18 protein-coding genes are annotated in these 16,415 nt (G+C 59.5%); 6 read left to right on the top strand and 12 right to left on the bottom strand.

The genetic code is table 11. From position 1 onward, the window contains the following. Nucleotides 1-76: 76 nt before the first annotated feature. The 7 genes from RYA97_RS06770 to nac all read right to left on the bottom strand — a co-directional run bounded on the left by RYA97_RS06770 (nt 77) and on the right by nac (nt 5,769). Nucleotides 77-847, bottom strand: coding sequence for a 5-oxoprolinase subunit PxpA (locus RYA97_RS06770; RefSeq protein ID WP_316892018.1), 771 nt, complete (start codon nt 845-847; stop codon nt 77-79). 4 nt (nt 848-851) lie between these two features. Next, nucleotides 852-1,259 carry a biotin/lipoyl-containing protein gene (locus RYA97_RS06765; RefSeq protein WP_316892017.1) on the bottom strand — a complete coding sequence of 136 codons (408 nt, stop codon included), beginning with the start codon at nt 1,257-1,259 and terminating at the stop codon, nt 852-854. After that, complete coding sequence (locus tag RYA97_RS06760; protein ID WP_002553476.1) at nt 1,259-2,230, bottom strand: biotin-dependent carboxyltransferase family protein; 972 nt, start codon at nt 2,228-2,230, stop codon at nt 1,259-1,261. Before RYA97_RS06760 ends, RYA97_RS06765 begins: the two co-directional genes overlap by 1 nt. Further along, nucleotides 2,227-2,892 carry a 5-oxoprolinase subunit PxpB gene (gene pxpB / locus RYA97_RS06755; protein ID WP_005731840.1) on the bottom strand — a complete coding sequence of 222 codons (666 nt, stop codon included), beginning with the start codon at nt 2,890-2,892 and terminating at the stop codon, nt 2,227-2,229. Before pxpB ends, RYA97_RS06760 begins: the two co-directional genes overlap by 4 nt. Continuing rightward, nucleotides 2,889-4,241, bottom strand: a complete 1,353-nt coding sequence (gene accC / locus RYA97_RS06750) for an acetyl-CoA carboxylase biotin carboxylase subunit (RefSeq protein WP_316892016.1) — start codon at nt 4,239-4,241, stop codon at nt 2,889-2,891. Before accC ends, pxpB begins: the two co-directional genes overlap by 4 nt. A gap of 54 nt (nt 4,242-4,295) precedes the next feature. After that, entirely contained in the window at nt 4,296-4,742 is a 447-nt protein-coding gene (locus tag RYA97_RS06745; RefSeq protein ID WP_002553473.1) for an acetyl-CoA carboxylase biotin carboxyl carrier protein, read from the bottom strand. A gap of 115 nt (nt 4,743-4,857) precedes the next feature. Continuing rightward, nucleotides 4,858-5,769: a nitrogen assimilation transcriptional regulator NAC gene (gene nac / locus RYA97_RS06740; protein ID WP_010207353.1), complete on the bottom strand. Its 912-nt coding sequence runs from the start codon at nt 5,767-5,769 to the stop codon at nt 4,858-4,860. Nucleotides 5,770-6,045: 276 nt separating this feature from the next. Here nac and RYA97_RS06735 point away from each other — a divergent pair, with 276 nt between their 5' ends. The 4 genes from RYA97_RS06735 to RYA97_RS06720 all read left to right on the top strand — a co-directional run bounded on the left by RYA97_RS06735 (nt 6,046) and on the right by RYA97_RS06720 (nt 10,828). Further along, entirely contained in the window at nt 6,046-7,254 is a 1,209-nt protein-coding gene (locus RYA97_RS06735; RefSeq protein WP_044318788.1) for an aspartate transaminase, read from the top strand. Then, on the top strand, nt 7,226-8,824 hold the full coding sequence (locus RYA97_RS06730; protein WP_316886138.1) for an MFS transporter: 1,599 nt from the start codon (nt 7,226-7,228) through the stop codon (nt 8,822-8,824). Before RYA97_RS06735 ends, RYA97_RS06730 begins: the two co-directional genes overlap by 29 nt. Before the next feature lie 72 nt (nt 8,825-8,896). Then, nucleotides 8,897-10,228 (top strand): OprD family porin, encoded by a 1,332-nt coding sequence (locus RYA97_RS06725; protein ID WP_316886024.1) that lies wholly within the window; start codon nt 8,897-8,899, stop codon nt 10,226-10,228. Nucleotides 10,229-10,354: 126 nt separating this feature from the next. After that, nucleotides 10,355-10,828: a hypothetical protein gene (locus RYA97_RS06720; RefSeq protein ID WP_016981675.1), complete on the top strand. Its 474-nt coding sequence runs from the start codon at nt 10,355-10,357 to the stop codon at nt 10,826-10,828. Nucleotides 10,829-10,924: 96 nt separating this feature from the next. Here the strand turns inward: RYA97_RS06720 and RYA97_RS06715 are convergent, their stop codons facing one another. After that, nucleotides 10,925-11,233, bottom strand: coding sequence for a putative quinol monooxygenase (locus RYA97_RS06715; RefSeq protein WP_316886019.1), 309 nt, complete (start codon nt 11,231-11,233; stop codon nt 10,925-10,927). 26 nt (nt 11,234-11,259) lie between these two features. Beyond that, nucleotides 11,260-12,444, bottom strand: coding sequence for an L-dopachrome tautomerase-related protein (locus tag RYA97_RS06710; protein ID WP_316886011.1), 1,185 nt, complete (start codon nt 12,442-12,444; stop codon nt 11,260-11,262). 72 nt (nt 12,445-12,516) lie between these two features. Between RYA97_RS06710 and RYA97_RS06705 the strand changes: the two genes are divergently transcribed. Beyond that, on the top strand, nt 12,517-12,729 hold the full coding sequence (locus tag RYA97_RS06705) for a hypothetical protein (protein WP_316886009.1): 213 nt from the start codon (nt 12,517-12,519) through the stop codon (nt 12,727-12,729). A gap of 29 nt (nt 12,730-12,758) precedes the next feature. Here RYA97_RS06705 and RYA97_RS06700 read toward each other — a convergent pair whose 3' ends face one another. Then, complete coding sequence (locus RYA97_RS06700) at nt 12,759-13,766, bottom strand: aldo/keto reductase (RefSeq protein ID WP_054079142.1); 1,008 nt, start codon at nt 13,764-13,766, stop codon at nt 12,759-12,761. Between the two features lie 209 nt (nt 13,767-13,975). Between RYA97_RS06700 and RYA97_RS06695 the strand changes: the two genes are divergently transcribed. Further along, entirely contained in the window at nt 13,976-14,548 is a 573-nt protein-coding gene (locus RYA97_RS06695) for a TetR/AcrR family transcriptional regulator (RefSeq protein ID WP_316886006.1), read from the top strand. A 6-nt stretch (nt 14,549-14,554) separates the two neighbouring features. Here RYA97_RS06695 and RYA97_RS06690 read toward each other — a convergent pair whose 3' ends face one another. After that, entirely contained in the window at nt 14,555-15,529 is a 975-nt protein-coding gene (locus RYA97_RS06690) for a biotin-dependent carboxyltransferase family protein (protein ID WP_002553463.1), read from the bottom strand. Continuing rightward, nucleotides 15,526-16,398: a 5-oxoprolinase subunit B family protein gene (locus RYA97_RS06685; RefSeq protein WP_004665338.1), complete on the bottom strand. Its 873-nt coding sequence runs from the start codon at nt 16,396-16,398 to the stop codon at nt 15,526-15,528. Before RYA97_RS06685 ends, RYA97_RS06690 begins: the two co-directional genes overlap by 4 nt. Nucleotides 16,399-16,415 lie beyond the last annotated feature (17 nt).

The following is a 16,415-nucleotide window of genomic DNA, read 5'->3' as shown; positions in this document are numbered from 1 at the left end:
ATCGCCTTGTACTGGACTTTAACGAGCGTCATGGGCAGCGACCAAGACACAATGGTTGTGTGGCAATAAGCTGCGCTTATGACCCGAGCAGCTGTGAAACCGGGGTGATGACACCGCCCTGCTCTTCGATGCTCTGGCGAATGCTGCGCGCCAGCTCCACGGCGCCCGGCGTGTCGCCATGCAACAGGATCGATTGGGCATTGACCGCCACGCGCTTGCCGCTCAGGGTCGTAACCGTACCGTCCTGCAACAGTTGCGCAACCCTGGCGCGAACCTGCTGCGGGTCCTTGACCACCGCCCCGGCAATGCCACGCGGCACCAGCAGGCAGTTTTCGTCGTAGGCACGGTCGGCCAGAAACGTGGTCGCGACTCTCAGGCCGCACGCTTCGGCGGCCTGTTCGATGGCCGCGCTGCTGGATGAACTGATGATCATCTGCGCATCGAAACTGGCGACCGCCTTGACCAGCGGCCTGGCCAGTTCGGCATCGGCCGCGGCCATATTACCCAGCGCGCCGTGGAAGCTCATGTGCGTCACGCGGTAACCGGCAGCGGCTGCAATGCCTGCCAGAGCGCCCAGCTGATACACCACCATGCTGCACAACTCGTTGAGTTCGATGTTCATTCTGCGCCGCCCGAACCCCTGCAGATCAGGAAAACCGACATGTGCGCCGAGATCGATGCCCAGCGCTTTGGCGCGGTGCACGGTGTTGTTCATTATCAATGGATCACCGGCATGAAAACCACAGGCCACGTTGGCCGAGGAGATCAGTTGCATCAGTGCCTCATCCTCACCCATGGTCCAGGGGCCGAAGCCCTCACCCAGATCAGCGTTCAGATCGATGCGCATCGTGTCACTCCTCCAGTTCAATCAGCGGCTGGCCGTAACCGACCCGTTCATGCTCGGCAGCCAGAAAACGCGTCACACGCCCTGCCTGCTGGCTGCGCACCGGCAGATAAAGCAGGCCGATGCGCAACAGGCCCAGCAACTGCCCGACTGCAACGGTGTCGCCGGGTTTTACGTAGCTGTTTTTTTCGTCGGGGTGTCTCGATACAAAAACGCCGGGGTTATCCGCAGCTATTACAAGCGCAGTGGCTGGCGACTGTTCGACTGCGACGTCCACGTCAGGTCGCGATGCAGGGTTATCCGCACGTACTCCGCGTCGGATCAACAACTCGAACCCTGGTCGTTTCAGTTCAAGAACCGTGAGCCCGGCATCACGAATCCAGCCTGCCAGTTGGCGAATTTCATTGATGTTCATCAGCGATGTCCTTGCAGGCCGCGCAGCGCAAGCAAGCGCCGGGCGTCTTCGATGAAGGCGTGATTGGTGTCCAGTGCCTCGACGGCCTCCTCGTAGCTGCATTGCACGAAGCGCACCTTGCTGCCGATGGGGGCCTGACCGAGACGCCATAGGTCGGCTTCGATAACCGTCGCAAACTTTGGATAGCCGCCGCTGGGCTGGGCATCGCGCATTTGCACAATCGGCTGGCCGCCGTGGGGCACCTGAATCACCCCGGGCACAATGCCGTGAGAGCGAATTTCCAGCGCCTCCCTTGGCAATAGGGGCGTACCTTCCATGCGATAACCATAGCGATTGCTTTGCGTGGTGATTTTCCATTCGCCGGCAAAGAATGTTTGTTGGGCTTCAACGCTGAAGCAGTCGAACTCGGCGGCAGGCAGTACGCGTATGGCCGGTAGCTCATCGATAATCAACGGCAAGGCCGCCGCAGCAGATTGCAGACCAAAATCACCAGCGCGCGGTTGATTAGCCGCACCGGCGGGAATCAGATCGCCCTGCTGCAAGGCGCGGCCCTGCCAGCCACCAAATGCACCGCGCAATTGCGTGCTGCGCGAGCCCAGAACCTGCGGCACATCCACACCGCCCGCAAGGCATAAATAGGCGCGACTGCCCGTCGTTGGGTAACTCAGCTTCAACACCTGATTCTTGCGCGCCTGAGCGACCCAGTTACCCGGCAGTCGCTCGCCATCCAGCCGTGCAGAACAGGCAGCACCGGTGATAGCAAAAGTGCAGTCCTCGACAAAACGCACTTCGAACGGGAACAGTGGAATCTCGATGCCTGCCGCGTCTTCGTCGTTGCCCAGCAACAAATTGCCGAGCTGCAACGACAGCGTGTCCATTGCGCCGGAGGTGCCGACGCCGTAGCCCAGGCTGCCATGCCGACCCAGATCCTGGACCGTCGCCAGTGCGGTGGCGCTGATAACTTCGATCATCGAATGATCCTCTCGATACGCAAGCGCAGTTGATCGCCGGGCTGCATCAGCGCCGGAGGGTTCTGATCAGCGTCGAAAAACACCATTTCCGTGCGCCCTATCGTGTTCCAGCCACTGGGGCCGGCCGAAGCGGAGATACCCGTCTGCACGCCGCCGATGGAAACCGAGCCGGCACCGATATCGAGTACCGGCACTTTGCGCCGAGGCGTCGCCAGACGCTGATCCATGCCGCCCAGATAGCAATAACCGGGGTGGCTGCCCAAGGCGTACACCGGGTAAAGCGGTTCGCAGTGCAGATTGGCGATGGTCTCGATATCCAGTCCGGTATGGGCGATGACATCGGCCATGTGCGGTCCGCCGTCACCGCCATACACCACCGGCAACTCGATGATCCGGCCTTGCAACGGCAGCGGCTGGCATTGCTCCCAGGCCTCCAGCAAGCGGGTTTTCAAGCCGGTCAGGTCGCGTGGCGGCGCTGCGAAGGTCAGCATCAGGTTGTTCATGCCCGGCACCGATTCGCGCACCTGCGGCCAGTCCTTGCTCAGGCTGGCCAGCGCCCATATGCGTTGCTGCGCTGCCAGCTCAAGCTCGCCGGGTGCTTCGAACAGCAAGGCGGTGGTTCCCAGCAAAGTGATTCGTGGCGGCAACTGCTGGAGGGTCATGGGTGGCTCCTTGTCTGTAACCAGCGCTCCAGGTGGTGAATGTCCATGCCACCCTTGCAGAACACCGGGTCCTGCAAAATGTCGCGATGCAGCGCGATGTTGGTAGAGATTCCCTCAACGTGCATTTCGCTCAGCGCCAGGCGCATACGTGCCAAGGCCTCATCGCGACTGGCACCGTGAGTGATGACCTTCGCCACCATCGAATCGTAATAAGGCGGAACGCGATAACCGTGGCTCACATGCGAGTCGACCCGTACGCCAAAACCACCAGGAATCTCCCAGCGGGTGACTTGCCCCGGCGTAGGCATGAAGCTGCGCGGGTCCTCGGCGTTGATCCGGCATTCCAGAGAATGGCCCGACACGCTGACGTCGGCCTGGCTGAAACTCAGGCGCTCACCCATCGCCATGCGAATCTGCTGCTGAACGATGTCGATGCCGGAAGTCATTTCCGTGACCGGGTGCTCGACCTGCAGGCGAGTATTCATTTCGATGAAATAGAACTCATCGTTTTCAAACAGGAATTCGAACGTGCCTACGCCCTGGTAACCGATCTGCCAGCAGGCCAGTGCGCAACGTTCGCCCACCCTGGCCATCAATTCCGGGTCGATGCCCGGTGCAGGAGCCTCTTCAAGCACCTTCTGGTGGCGGCGCTGCATCGAGCAATCCCGCGAGCCAAGCCAGACGGCATTGCCATAGGCATCGCACAGCACCTGAATCTCGACATGGCGCGGCTGGCCCAGAAACTTCTCGATATACAACTCGGGATTGCCGAAGGCCCGGCGGGCTTCTTCGCTGGTCAGCGCAATTGCATCAAGCAATTGCTGCTCTTCCTGAACCACGCGCATGCCCCGCCCGCCGCCACCGCCAGCGGCCTTGACGATGACCGGGTAACCGATGTCACGGGCAATTTTCAGGATGCCTTGCGGATCGGCAGGCATGCTGGTGTCCGGACCTGGCACGCACGGCACACCGGCCTCACGCATTGCTCGCTTGGCCGCGACCTTGTCGCCCATCACCCGGATGCAGGCGGCACTGGGGCCGATGAAGGTCAGGCCAGCCTGTTCGATGCGCTCGGCGAACGCGGCGTTTTCAGACAGAAACCCGTAACCGGGATGGATCGCCTGAGCACCGGTCAACTGCGCAGCGTAAAGCACGGCAGCCTGATTCAGATAACTCTGCCCCGGCGCGGCCGGGCCTATGCACAGTGACTCATCGGCCTGGCGTACATAGCTGGCATCGCGATCCGCTTCGGAATAGACCGCAACCGTGCTCAGGCCCAGGCCTTTGCAGGCGCGCTGGATGCGCAGGGCAATTTCGCCGCGGTTGGCGATCAACACTTTATCGAACATCAAAAACCCCTGATCTGTGAACCCGGAAGGCAGCCGCACGGCCACCCAAGACCTTCAACCGATGCTGAACAGCGCTTGTCCGGCCTGAACCTCTTCGCCGTTGGCAACCAGAATGGCGGTCACGACCCCTGCCTTTTCAGCCGTCACCGGATGAAACATCTTCATGGCTTCAACCACTGCCAGGGTCTGCCCCACGTCGACTGACGTGCCGACTTCAACAAAGGGCGGCTGGTCGGGCGCCGGGGTCAAATGCAAGACCCCATACAGCGAGGCGCAGGCCTGAGCCTCTTGCGCATTGGCAGTTGCACTTGCCTGAGAGGAAGCAGCAGCGTCGGTTGCAGGCGCTTTCAGCGACGTTGATGCAGATGGACTGACGCCGCTGGCGGCCTCGACCGACTCACGCAGCAAACGCAACTGCGTATCGCCTTCAGACAGGCTGAGTTCACTCAGGTCCGATTCGGCCATCAGGTCGATAAGTGCTTTGATACGTTCCGGTTTCATGCAAGAGCCCTTGCCTGGCAAAAGAAATGTGGCTGAGGGCAATGTAACGAGAGCGATCTTTGACCGCCAAGACGGTTTGACTGTGGGGTGATAAGCGCCCCTTATGACGCCGGGGTTACTCTGTACGGCGATTGCCGCGCATCTCTGCGACCAGTTCCAGTAGGATGGCCTTGACCGCCTGGGCCGGAACCGAAAGCGGCAAGTGGCCTGACAGGCACAGGGCCAGCGGCGCTTCGATCTCGGGTTCGACGATCCGGCTCAGATTGACCGCATGCGTATCGGCCAGCACCCGCGCAGCAGACTCGGGAAGAATGGTCGAGCCGAATCGATCCGCTACTGCGGCGGCCAGAGTCGTCGATGACTCGACTTCTGCCACCACCCGGGCACTGCGCTCGATGCGCACAAACGCCTCGTCCACCAGACGGCGGATGGTGTTGTAGGTGCGCGGCAACAGCAGGTCGATATCGGCCAGCTCGGCGAGGGCTATTTCCTCGCAGCCCTGAAGCGTGTCCTGGGCGCTGACCAGATACAGTTGCTCGCGAATCAACGGCACAAAACTGAGGCCATGCACCTCACGTCCGCCATAAAGAACGGCCATGTCCATGCGCCCGTTCATGATCAGCTCGCTCAGCGTGGTGCCAAAGTTCTCGTTGAGGTACAGCAGGATACCCGGATGACGCTCGCGCACCCGTTTCAGCAACGGCAGCGACAAGGTTGACGCAGCAGTGCCCGGGGCCAGCCCTACCGACACCGGCCCCGACAACGCCAGGCCGCTGGCGTTGACATCACTTTGCGCCTGCTCACACTGACGCAGTATGACCTGAGCATGGCCATACAAAACCTTGCCCGCCTCGGTCGGGGTAACGCCGCGCTTGGTGCGGATCAGCAACTGCTGCTGCAACTCGGCTTCCAGCGTCACCAATTGCTGGCTTAACGCAGGTTGTGCGATGTGCAGTACATCGGCGGCTTGGGTCAGGCTGCCGATGTCGACAATTTTCACAAAGTATTTCAAGCGGCGAAGGTTCAAGGTGTTGCACTCCAGAGTCACGACCCCGATGCCTCAGCAAGACACAGGCCAGCTCTGAAAAAACCAGACATAAGCAATTGCTATGTCAGCAACTGCCGAGCGTGATTGCAACGCATGGATGCCCCCGCAGGCATTGCTCGCCCGCTTTTGGTGCAGCATTGGTTCATCTGCGGTCATAAGCGCTGCCTATCAACCCAGAACAAACTCGTCTTATGGCCTGCCGTCAGCAGGCTCGTAACGTATTCCCCGTCAAGGCCATCAACGAGGAATGCCAACGTGACCGCATCTCGCATCGCTGCCCGCGTGCTCCGCATCAAACCATCGCCCAGCAGCGCTGCTGCCGATCGGGCCAATGAACTGCGGCGCGCAGGGAAGTCGATCATCAATCTGGTGGTTGGCGAACCCGACTTCGATACGCCTGCCCACATTCGTCAGGCCGCCTCTGCCGCCATCGAAAACGGTGAAACCCGCTACACGCTCAATGCGGGTACTGCAGCGCTGCGCGACGCGATTGCCGCCAAACTCCAGCGCGAAAACGGCCTGAGCTACGCCCCCGGCCAGATCGTAGTCACCAGCGGTGCCAAGGCTGCGATCTTCAATGCCTTCGCAGCGACGCTGGGCATTGACGACGAAGTGCTGATCCCCGCACCGTACTGGGTGTCGTACCCGGACATGGTGCTGGCCTGCGATGGTCGCCCGGTGACCTTACCGTGCCCCGAAGACAATCAGTTCAAGCTCACCGCCGAGCAACTACGCCACGCAATCACGCCGCGTACCCGCTGGCTGCTGCTCAATTCGCCGAGCAATCCGACCGGCGCGACCTACAGCGCAACTGAATGGCGGGCACTGGCTGACGTGCTGCTCGACTACCCGGACGTGCTGGTCATGACCGATGATATTTACGAACACATTCGCTATGACGACACCCCGCTCAGCCATCTGCTGACTGTCGAACCCGCCCTGCGCGAGCGTGTGCTGATCATCAATGGTGTATCAAAAACCTACGCCATGACCGGTTGGCGCATCGGCTATGCCGCAGGCCCCAGCGATATCATCAACGCGATGGCTACCCTGCAATCGCAATCCACCAGCAACGCCTGCTCGGTGAGCCAGGCCGCCGCAGTGGCGGCCCTCAATGGCGACCAGTCGTTTGTCGGCGAGAGCGTCAAGGTCTACAAACAGCGCCGCGACCGCTGCCTGGAGTTGATCAACGCAATTGACGGCCTGAGTTGCATCCAGCCACAAGGCGCGTTTTATCTCTACGTCAATTGCGCAGCGCTGATCGGCAAAACCACCCCGTCAGGCTCGGTACTGGAAGCCGACACCGATGTGGTTCTGTACCTGCTGGAAAGTCAGGGTGTTGCGGTTGTAGCAGGCACCGCTTATGGCCTGGCACCGTTCTTCCGGATGTCTACGGCGACGGCCCTCGAAACCCTTGAAACCGGTTGCACACGCATTGCGACTGCTGTCGCTGCGTTGCGCTGAGCGCCTGGCCATGACCACGCCGAGCCACCCGGCCCTGACCTTCAAACAGGCCCTGCTGGCCATGCTCGGCATTTCCCTGGTGCTGATGCTGTCCGCACTCGACCAGACAGTGATCGGCAACGCATTGCCAAGCATCGTCGCGGAACTCGATGGTTTCGAGCTGTATGCCTGGGTCGCCACCGGCTACCTGCTGGCGTCCATTGTGACCATTCCGATCTTTGGCCGACTGGGCGATTTCTACGGGCGTAAACCGTTCGTGCTGGCCGCTACGGTCATTTTCACCGTTGCTTCGCTGGTCTGCGCGCTGGCCGACAGCATGCTGGTGCTGGTCATTGGCCGGGCCCTGCAAGGCGTCGGTGGCGGGATGCTGATCGGTACGGCATTTGCCTGTGTGCCGGAGCTGTTTCCCGACACCCGTCAGCGGCTGCGCTGGCAGGTTCTGCTGAGTGCGATGTTCAGCGTGGTCAATGCCATCGGCCCAGGGTTGGGCGGTTACCTGTCCGGCGAGTTCGGCTGGCGTTCGGTGTTCTGGCTGAACCTGCCGCTGGGCGTGATTGCGTTGTTTTTTGCCTGGCGCTTTTTACCCTGGTATCGCCCGCCAACAGCCGGTGCGATCAGGCTCGACTGGATCGGCGCAGTGTTGATTGTCCTGAGCCTGGGCAGCCTGCAATTGTTCGTTGAATGGCTCGGTCAGCGCTCTCTGGCGATCAGCCTGCTGTGCGGCGCTATCACTGTTATTGCCTTGACCGGACTTTGGTTCAGAGAGCGCCGTTGCGCGTTCGCCTTGCTGCCCGCCGGGCTGTTTGCCAATCGCAGCATCCGCCTGCTGTTCATCATGTCGCTGCTGGCCGGTGCGATCATGTTCACCCTGCTGTTTTACCTGCCTCTGCTGTTGCAGGGCAGCTACGGCTACTCGCCGCAGGACGCCGGGCTGCTGCTCACACCGCTGGCCCTGAGTATCACTTTGGGCGCAATCGTCAACAGTCGCATCGTCACGCGTCTGGCAAACCCCAACTGGTTACCGATTGGCGGATTCATTGCCCTGTCGATTGCCTGCATCGCCTTGGCACTGGTCGGACTGCACGCCGGGTTCACGACCTTGCTGGGACTGATTTTGCTGGCGGGGTTGGGGCTTGGATTCATTCTGCTCAACCTCACCGTATTCACCCAGACGCTTGCCGAGCGGCAGTTTCTCGGTATCGCCACAGCACTCACTCAATCGTTGCGCCTGGTTGGCGGCTTGCTGGGCACCGCGGCCATGGGTGTGCTGGTCAAGTTGCTGTACGTCGCCAATCTGCAACATGCGCTGGCAGCGGCAGGCCAGATGCAGGCAATAGCGCGTCTGGCCGACCCTCAGGTCCTGCTGCAGCACACGCCCACAGATATCGACACCACGTTGCAGCTGGCTCGCACTGCCCTCGCCCATGCAGTCGGTACGGGGCTGTTGATCTGCGCCGCACTGGGCGTACTTGCACTGGTGGTTCTTTCCCGTTTACCTCGCGTCGCGCTGTATCAAGCGCCTCGCACAACGACACCTGAAACGGATTCAGCTGCAAAACACGCCTCTTAAAACAACAAGAAACCTGACTGCCGCCCGACCCTGCCTCTCACAACACTTAATGACAGCATGAGGATGAACCCGATGGAGCGTATCAATCGCGCCACCCCTTTCGTTGCGGGCTTTTGTGGCCTGCTGATCGCGCAGCAGAGCTTTGGCGAAGGTTTTCTGGAAGACAGCAAGGCCAGCATTCTGGCGCGCAACTTCTTCAGCAACGCGGACAATCGCAGCGGTGCTGCTGACCCGAACTACACGCAGGAGTGGGGCCAGGGCTTCATGCTCAACTACCAGTCCGGCTACACGCCCGGCACCGTCGGCTTTGGCGTCGATGCGCTGGGCCAGTTGGGCATCCGCCTGGACTCGGGCAAGGGCCGCCATTACAACCCGCAAAGTACCGCATTCAACGGCAACATATTCCCCACAGACAGCGACGGCCGCGCGGTCGATGAGTTCAGCAGCCTGGGCGCGACGCTCAAGGCACGCGTTTCAAGAACCGAGTTGAAGTACGGCACGCTGGTGCCGATGCTGCCGGTGGTCATGTCCACTGATCGCATGCTGCAACAAACTTTTCGCGGCGGCCAGATTCAGTCTGGCGACTTGAAGGACTTCACTTTCACCGCAGGCCAGCTGGAACATGTCATGGGCCGCGGTTCGACCAACCAGATGGGCATGTCGATTCCGGGTGCCAACAACCCGCTGACCGGCGAATTCGTCAACAAGTTCTACTACGCAGGCGTCGATTACAAACCGACCAAAGACCTGACCTTGCAGTATTACTACGGCAACCTGGAAAACTTCTACAAACAGAACTTTCTCGGACTGAAATACGACATGCAACTCGGCCCGGGCACCCTGCGCACCGACCTGCGCCACTTCGACAACCGCTCGGACGGTGCAAACGGTCACGATCCGGCGTTCTACACGGTAGGTTATTACGGCAACGGCGTTACCAAGGGTGAAGTCGACAGCCGCCTGTCCAGCGCCCAGTTCACCTACCTCATCAACGGTCATACCTTTGCTGCCGGTTATCAGGCAGTGACCGGCGACAGCGACGCGGTATGGTTGAATCAGGGCGATGGATCAACCGCCTACTTCATGACCGAATCCATGATCGGCAAGTTCCAGCGCGCTGGAGAACGCACCTGGCAGGTCCGTTACGGCTATGACTTCGCCAGGCTTGGCGTTCCCGGGCTGAACTTCCTGGCCATGTATGAAAGCGGTTCGAACATCCAGGCGTCCGACGGCGACAAGAAGGAATGGGAACGCAACGTTACCCTGAGTTACGTGGTGCAGTCCGGCCCGGCGAAAAACCTCAGCGTTGCACTGCGTCATGCACAACTTCGTACCGAGTTCGCCAGTCAGCGTGATGCCGATGAGCACCGGATCATTGTCAGCTATCCGATTAATATTTTTTAAAACCTGGGCGGGTGGCAGATACCGGGTGTATCTGCTACCTGAGGGTTGGTTGACGGCGTGCACAAGCGCTCGTGCTGGTCACAACATTCGTTATAACCTTTGCACCTTGCAGAGGAAGCGAAAACAATGGATAAAACGATCCCGGAAGCCCCCACCGACCACGACCGCCCCAATGTCTTAATGGTTGTTGAAACCGACCCTGGCAAGCCTGACGTCATCGGTGGCCCTGCTACGCCATTAAAAGCAACTCATCCACACTTCGATGACACGCCAGCAGACCTTTACCCCGTAATGGAAAACCAGACGGGCATGCCTTTCAGCTCGTTCTATCGAAGCAGGTACATCGGTTTTGCGTCCATCGCAGTTGTCGTGATCGGCATCGGTGTCGCCCTCTTTTTTCTGAGCCTGCAAAGTGACTGGTTTCAGGTTAAGAAAGTGCTGGCGATTACCATGCTGTGGTTCGCCAACCTGATCTCGACAGTGCTCAATGCAGCCTACTGGTTTATTCGCAGAGGCCCGAAGTGGCTGGCAGTACTACTAGGCATTCAGCTGATAATAGTGATGTCCGGGGTATTGTCTGCCTTGATAAATGACGGATGATGATACCTGTCTCTTGAGAGGGGGTTCCCATCATGTGTTAGAGCGTGTTTGGGGTAGCCGTACAGGGGCTCGAACGTGTGGAGCCCCTTATCCAAATCAGCCAGACACCTGATCCAGAAATATCAGCTGCGGTGGCTCTGCCAGCCACTCGCCGCTTGCAGCTGCAAACTGTTGGTAATGCGGCGTGGCAACGTGCGCATCCAGTGCTGCCTGATCATTGAAGCATTCACGCATGTAAAACGTGCCGTGCTCATCGCGCGCCTCGAACAGTGTGTACTCGATATTGCCCGGCTCTGATCGGGAGGGCTCCACCAGTGCTGATAATGCTTCTTTCAATGCGGACTCTTTGCCGGCAACGGCTTTCAGAACGGCGATCAAGGCCAACGGCTTTGCAGGTGTATTCATTATCAATGCTCCGGTATTCAATTAGATCAATGAGTGGGGGCAGGCGCAGCGTCGACTTTCACGCGTAGCAGGCTATAAGGTTTTGCACGCTTGTCGTGGCCCGAATTGAAACCGGCCTGACGGTGCAATTGGTTGACGATGAAATACAGGTAGCCATCCGGACCGATAGACAACGTATCAGGCCACAGCATGCGAGGATCGTGCGCCACGGTTTGCCAGTTTCCGCTCGGCAGGCGTTTGCGAATTGCATTGTGCTCATAGTCACCTGCATACACAGCACCGTCTGCATCAGCCTCAAGACCATCGGAAGCGCCCTTTTCACCGAGGTCCTGAACAGCCGCAGCCAGTTGCTGCTCACTTACACCGCTGTCGCTCAGCAGCTCGGTCGCGACGGAGTACAGGTGGCGGCTGGACAGTGGCGAGAAATACAGCGTCTTGCCATCAGCCGACAACGCAATGCCGTCTGCGGCTACGTGAACCGGTTTGCGCGATCCGTCCGGGCCATCACCCAGCACGGGTACGCCCTCGACCACGGGCACGAAATCCGGGTCGGCAGACGTCGCCTTCGCGCCGCTCAGGCGACGTACGGCATGCCCACTGGCAATGTCCATGACAATGATTGCGCCCGGTCCGCTTACCGAAGAGTCAGTCACATAGACAGTCCCCTGCGATCCTTTGCGGAAGTCGAAGCGCATGTCGTTGACATAAGTGCTGGGCAAGATGACGTTATCCGGAAACACCAGCCGCTTGACGATTCGGTTGGTGGCCAGGTCTACCGCAACCAGCTTGGCACCACCCGGACGCGGAGCAGCAAACTGCGGTGCGGCAGTGTCCAGAAGCCAGACGCGTCCTTTGCCGTCAGCCACCACACTCTGCACGCTGATCAGCCCGTCGCCGGGGTCCTTCGGATTCTCGTGGTTGACCGCCAGATCCGGGTAGGCAACCACTTTGCCGTCACGAATCTCGCCCACCGTAAAAGGCACCTTGTCGCCCCAACGAGGGAAGTTGACGAAGATTCGCCCGGTTTCAGTGACTGTCACACCGGTAGGCATCGCATCGTAAAAGGCATGCACTTGTTCAAGCTTGCCTACCGACCTGTCGGCAGGGGCGCTTGCAGGGAGCCCGGTGATGGTTGCGCCGTAGGCCAGTGAGGTGGTGAGTGTGGCTGCGGACAGGATGGCCAGTGCTGCGCAAATTGATTTTCGATGCATGGTGCTCTCCTGATGGGACAGCCAAGGCTGCTCATCGGTATTCAGTAATACGGGCTGTGCGCACGGAAGGTGATGACGTTCATCACTCTACGTGGCTCAAGGACGATGGATAGACAAGACTGCGAGTATTTTGGTCTTTCTCATTACAAAGAAAAACGCGGGGAATACGCTAACACTTTCAACGCCAAGGCGAAGATCACCGCCATTGCCAAGACACGCAAGCACCGTGCTCATGCGGCAACGCTGCGCCTGGAAGGACTCCAGCCGCTCATTTGGCGGCTATAAACAAATATCCGAGCCAGGCCAATAACAACTCAGGCCACTCCCCTTGCACGAGTCTCATCCGACCAATCAGCCGCCGACCTTGGCCCAGCGGAGGGATCCAGACTGCTGACCGCATCCAGGCGTTGAATCTGTTCGTCAGTCAGTGTCAGCGACAAGGCGCCCAGATTATCGGCAATCTGCTCATGCGAACGAGGCCCGATGATTGGAACAGCGCCGTGCGAACCTGCCCAGGCAATGGCAACCTGACCCGCGCTTACGCCAAGCTCACCGGCAACCTCCAGAACAGTATCGAGAATCCGTGTGCGCTGCGCCGAGTTCTCAGGCTGGAATACCTTGCCGCCAAACCCCTCAGCGCGCCCGCTCTCCCCTTTGCGATATTTACCGGTCAGCATGCCACCCCCCAGAGGTGACCAGGTGACGACGCCAAGGCCAAGCGCGTAAGAAGCCTGAAAAAGATCAGCCTCAGGCTCGCGATGCACCAGGCTATGTTCGAACTGAGCGGCTGCAATCGGTAATGCACGGCTGATTTCGGCCAGCGTAACCGCGCGAGCAAGCCGCCATGCAGGGAAATTGGACAGGCCTGCGTAGAGGATTTTCCCTGCACGCGCCAGATCTTCAAACCCTCTGACAATTTCCTCGATGGGTGTAACAGCGTCTGGATGGTGCGCCCAATAAATGTCGATGCGATCCGTCTTCAAGCGCTTGAGACTTGCTTCCACCGAGCTGACCATTGCCTTGCGATTGTTGCCGATGGCCAGTCGGCCGGGATTGGCCGAGGCACCGTTGGTAAATTTGGTCGCCAGCACGAAATCATCGCGCCGGCCTTCCAGCAGCGTACCGAGTAACTCTTCGGACTGACCGAACTGATATATGTCTGCAGTATCGATGAAGTTGCCACCCGCCTCTGCATAGGCGTTGAAAATTGCCTTGCTGGCAACCGGGTCTGCGCCGTAGCCCCAGCCCGTGCCGAAGTTTCCTGTGCCCAGCGCCAGTTGCGAAACATTGAGCCCGGTTTTGCCAAACGTTCTGTATTTCATGGTTTTGCTCCTGCCGATTGAGGATCGCCCATGGTGCGATCCTGTTGCCGAGAAACAAGGTGGACAGCTAACAGTCAGCTTTGAGCGGTTATGATTACGATCAGCATCTTAACTGTCAATCATTTTGATGATGGTCAGCATCAATGCTATATTCACGCCCTGCCGAACCCGGACGGGTAAAAACCAAGCAGGCAAGAGAGGCAACTCACATGAGAGTCACCAAGGCGCAGGCCCAGGCCAACCGGGCACACATTGTCGAGACGGCATCCGTCCAGTTTCGCGAGCACGGCTTTGACGGTGTCGGGGTGGCAGACTTGATGGCAGCAGCGGGTTTTACCCACGGCGGGTTCTACAAGCATTTCGGCTCCAAGTCCGATCTGATGGCCGAATCGGCTGCCTGTGCCATCTCGCGCACCGTGGAGCAATCGAAAGACGTCGATCCTGCGCAGTTCATCGAGTACTACCTGTCCAGAGAGCACCGGGATACCCCAGGCACAGGCTGCACGATAGCCGCACTCAGTGCTGATGCTGCACGTCAGTCAGACGACGTCAAGGTAACCTTTGCCGAGGGCATAGAGAGCATGCTTGCCGCCCTGGCTCCGGCAGGCACGTCTCCTGGCGACAACGAATGGAAACAGGCGCGGGCAAACACCATCGATATGTTTGCCCATGCACTGGGCGCGCTGCTGCTATCGCGCAGTTGCCCGAACGACTCGCTACTGGCAGACGAAATACTCGATGTGTGCCGTACGAAAATGCTTGAGCAACTGCAGGCTCTTTGACCGCTTCTATGAAGGAAACAGTTTGCTCAGGCACGCCAACTTCTTTTTGTACGACTTTCGCGCTTCGAGAGCCTCCTCCAGCGTTACCGCCACGAATCGCGCTTTCTGGTTGGGTTGCATCTGACCGATCAGGTCGAGGTCGGCACTGATCACCGTACCGATCATCGCGTAGCCTCCGCCGGACACCGCGTCACGGTGCAAGACAATGGGCTCAAGCCCGGCAGGCACCTGAATCGAGCCGATCGGGTAGCAGCTGTCGACGATATTTGATGGATCGGAGCCTGCCCCGAAAGGCTGCTCCCTGGGCTGGAACGTCAACGCCCTGCCGCCCTTGAAGCGATAACCGATGCGGTCGGCTTCCGAGCCTACGCTCCAGGACTCGGAGAAAAAGCTGGTGGCTGCGAATTCGGTCAGACGCTCGTAATACAGGCCAGGCACCACACGCAGATACACTTCCCCGCCCAAAGACTGTCGCAAAGCCATCGGCAGGCTCGCCCCGGCCCGGCCTTTGCCGCCAGGAATACCTATCGGCAACTGATCATCAGCCATCAGTCGGCGGCCCTGAAAGCCGCCAAGCGCACCCAGCGTGTAAGTCGACCGACTGCCCAACACCAGCGGCACATCAATCCCCCCGGCAACCGCCAGATAGGTGCGCGCGCCGTCCTTGGGGAAGTCGAAACGCAGCACCTGTCCGGCCTTCACCGCAAAGGCAGTGTCGTGGTGCATTTCCACACCGTCGAGGCGCGCCGTCATGTGGGCGCCACAGACAGCGGCCAATGTATCGCACTGAAACTCCAGCTCCGGCCCCAGCAATGTGCATTCAAGCCCGGCGGCACCGGGTGGGTTGCCGACCAGTTGATTGGCAGCGCTGAGCGCATACTGGTCCAGCGCACCCGAGGGCGGAATGCCCAGGTGGTAATAGCCTTCGCGGCCAAGATCCTGCACCGAGGTCGCCAGACCGGGTTTGAGCACCTTGATCATGCCAGCACCTCCTGCAACGACTTGGGATAACCAGCGGGATCAGCCAGAAAGGCATCCAGGGAAAACTTGACCGGACGAATCCGCAAATCGAAGCGTCCGGCTTCAACCTCTGCAACGGCCGTATCATAGGTGTCCCGATCAACCGGTTTGAACTGGACGATGTCGCCTGGCCGGAAAAACACCATGTGCTCTTTCAGATAAGCCAGCCCCTGCTGCGGATCGTAGATCGGAGCGGGCGTAACGCCGAACATCTGGTAGCCACCCGCTCCGCGCACCGAATAGATGCAGCCGAAGCAGCCACCGTGACCTAGCGTAAGCTTGGGTGTATCGGTACGTGGCCGAAGGTATTTGGGCACTTGCAGTTGGCGCTCGCGTTCGACCATCTGAAACATGAACGGCAGACCGGCCACAAAACCGACCATCGAGACGAACCACGGCGCGCCGCTATGAGCAGCAATGAAGGCATCGACATCCGCCAGGTTATTGATGCGCGCAGCGTATTCCAGGTCCGTCGAACCCGGGTCCTGATGGCGGTCACGAAAACGCATCAGGGTTTCATGGGTCCAGGGATCGTTGTAGAGCACCGGAATCTCGATGATACGGGTTTGCAGCGTACGTTCGGCCACCGCATCGACCTCGGCAGCTCTCACCGCTTCGAGCAAGGCATGCGGTGCGATACGGTCTGGGTCGAAGCGGATCTGGAACGACGCGTTGGCCAGGCATACGTCCAGTACACCGTCCAGTTCCAGACGCTCGACTGCACGGGTCACCGCCAGCCCTTTGAAAAATGCCTCCAGCGACATACTCTCGCTGACTTCCGCGAACAGGTGTTCATCAGCGCCAAAGCTGTAGCGAATCGGATCAGCCATGTCTGTTCCTTGTTGAA

It is taken from the genome of Pseudomonas syringae group sp. 26L6, from assembly GCF_032587815.1.
GTDB classification, from domain to species: Bacteria; Pseudomonadota; Gammaproteobacteria; order Pseudomonadales; family Pseudomonadaceae; genus Aquipseudomonas; species Aquipseudomonas amygdali.
The sequence above is the reverse complement of the archived record's forward strand: the minus strand, read 5'-3'. Positions and strand labels throughout refer to the sequence as shown.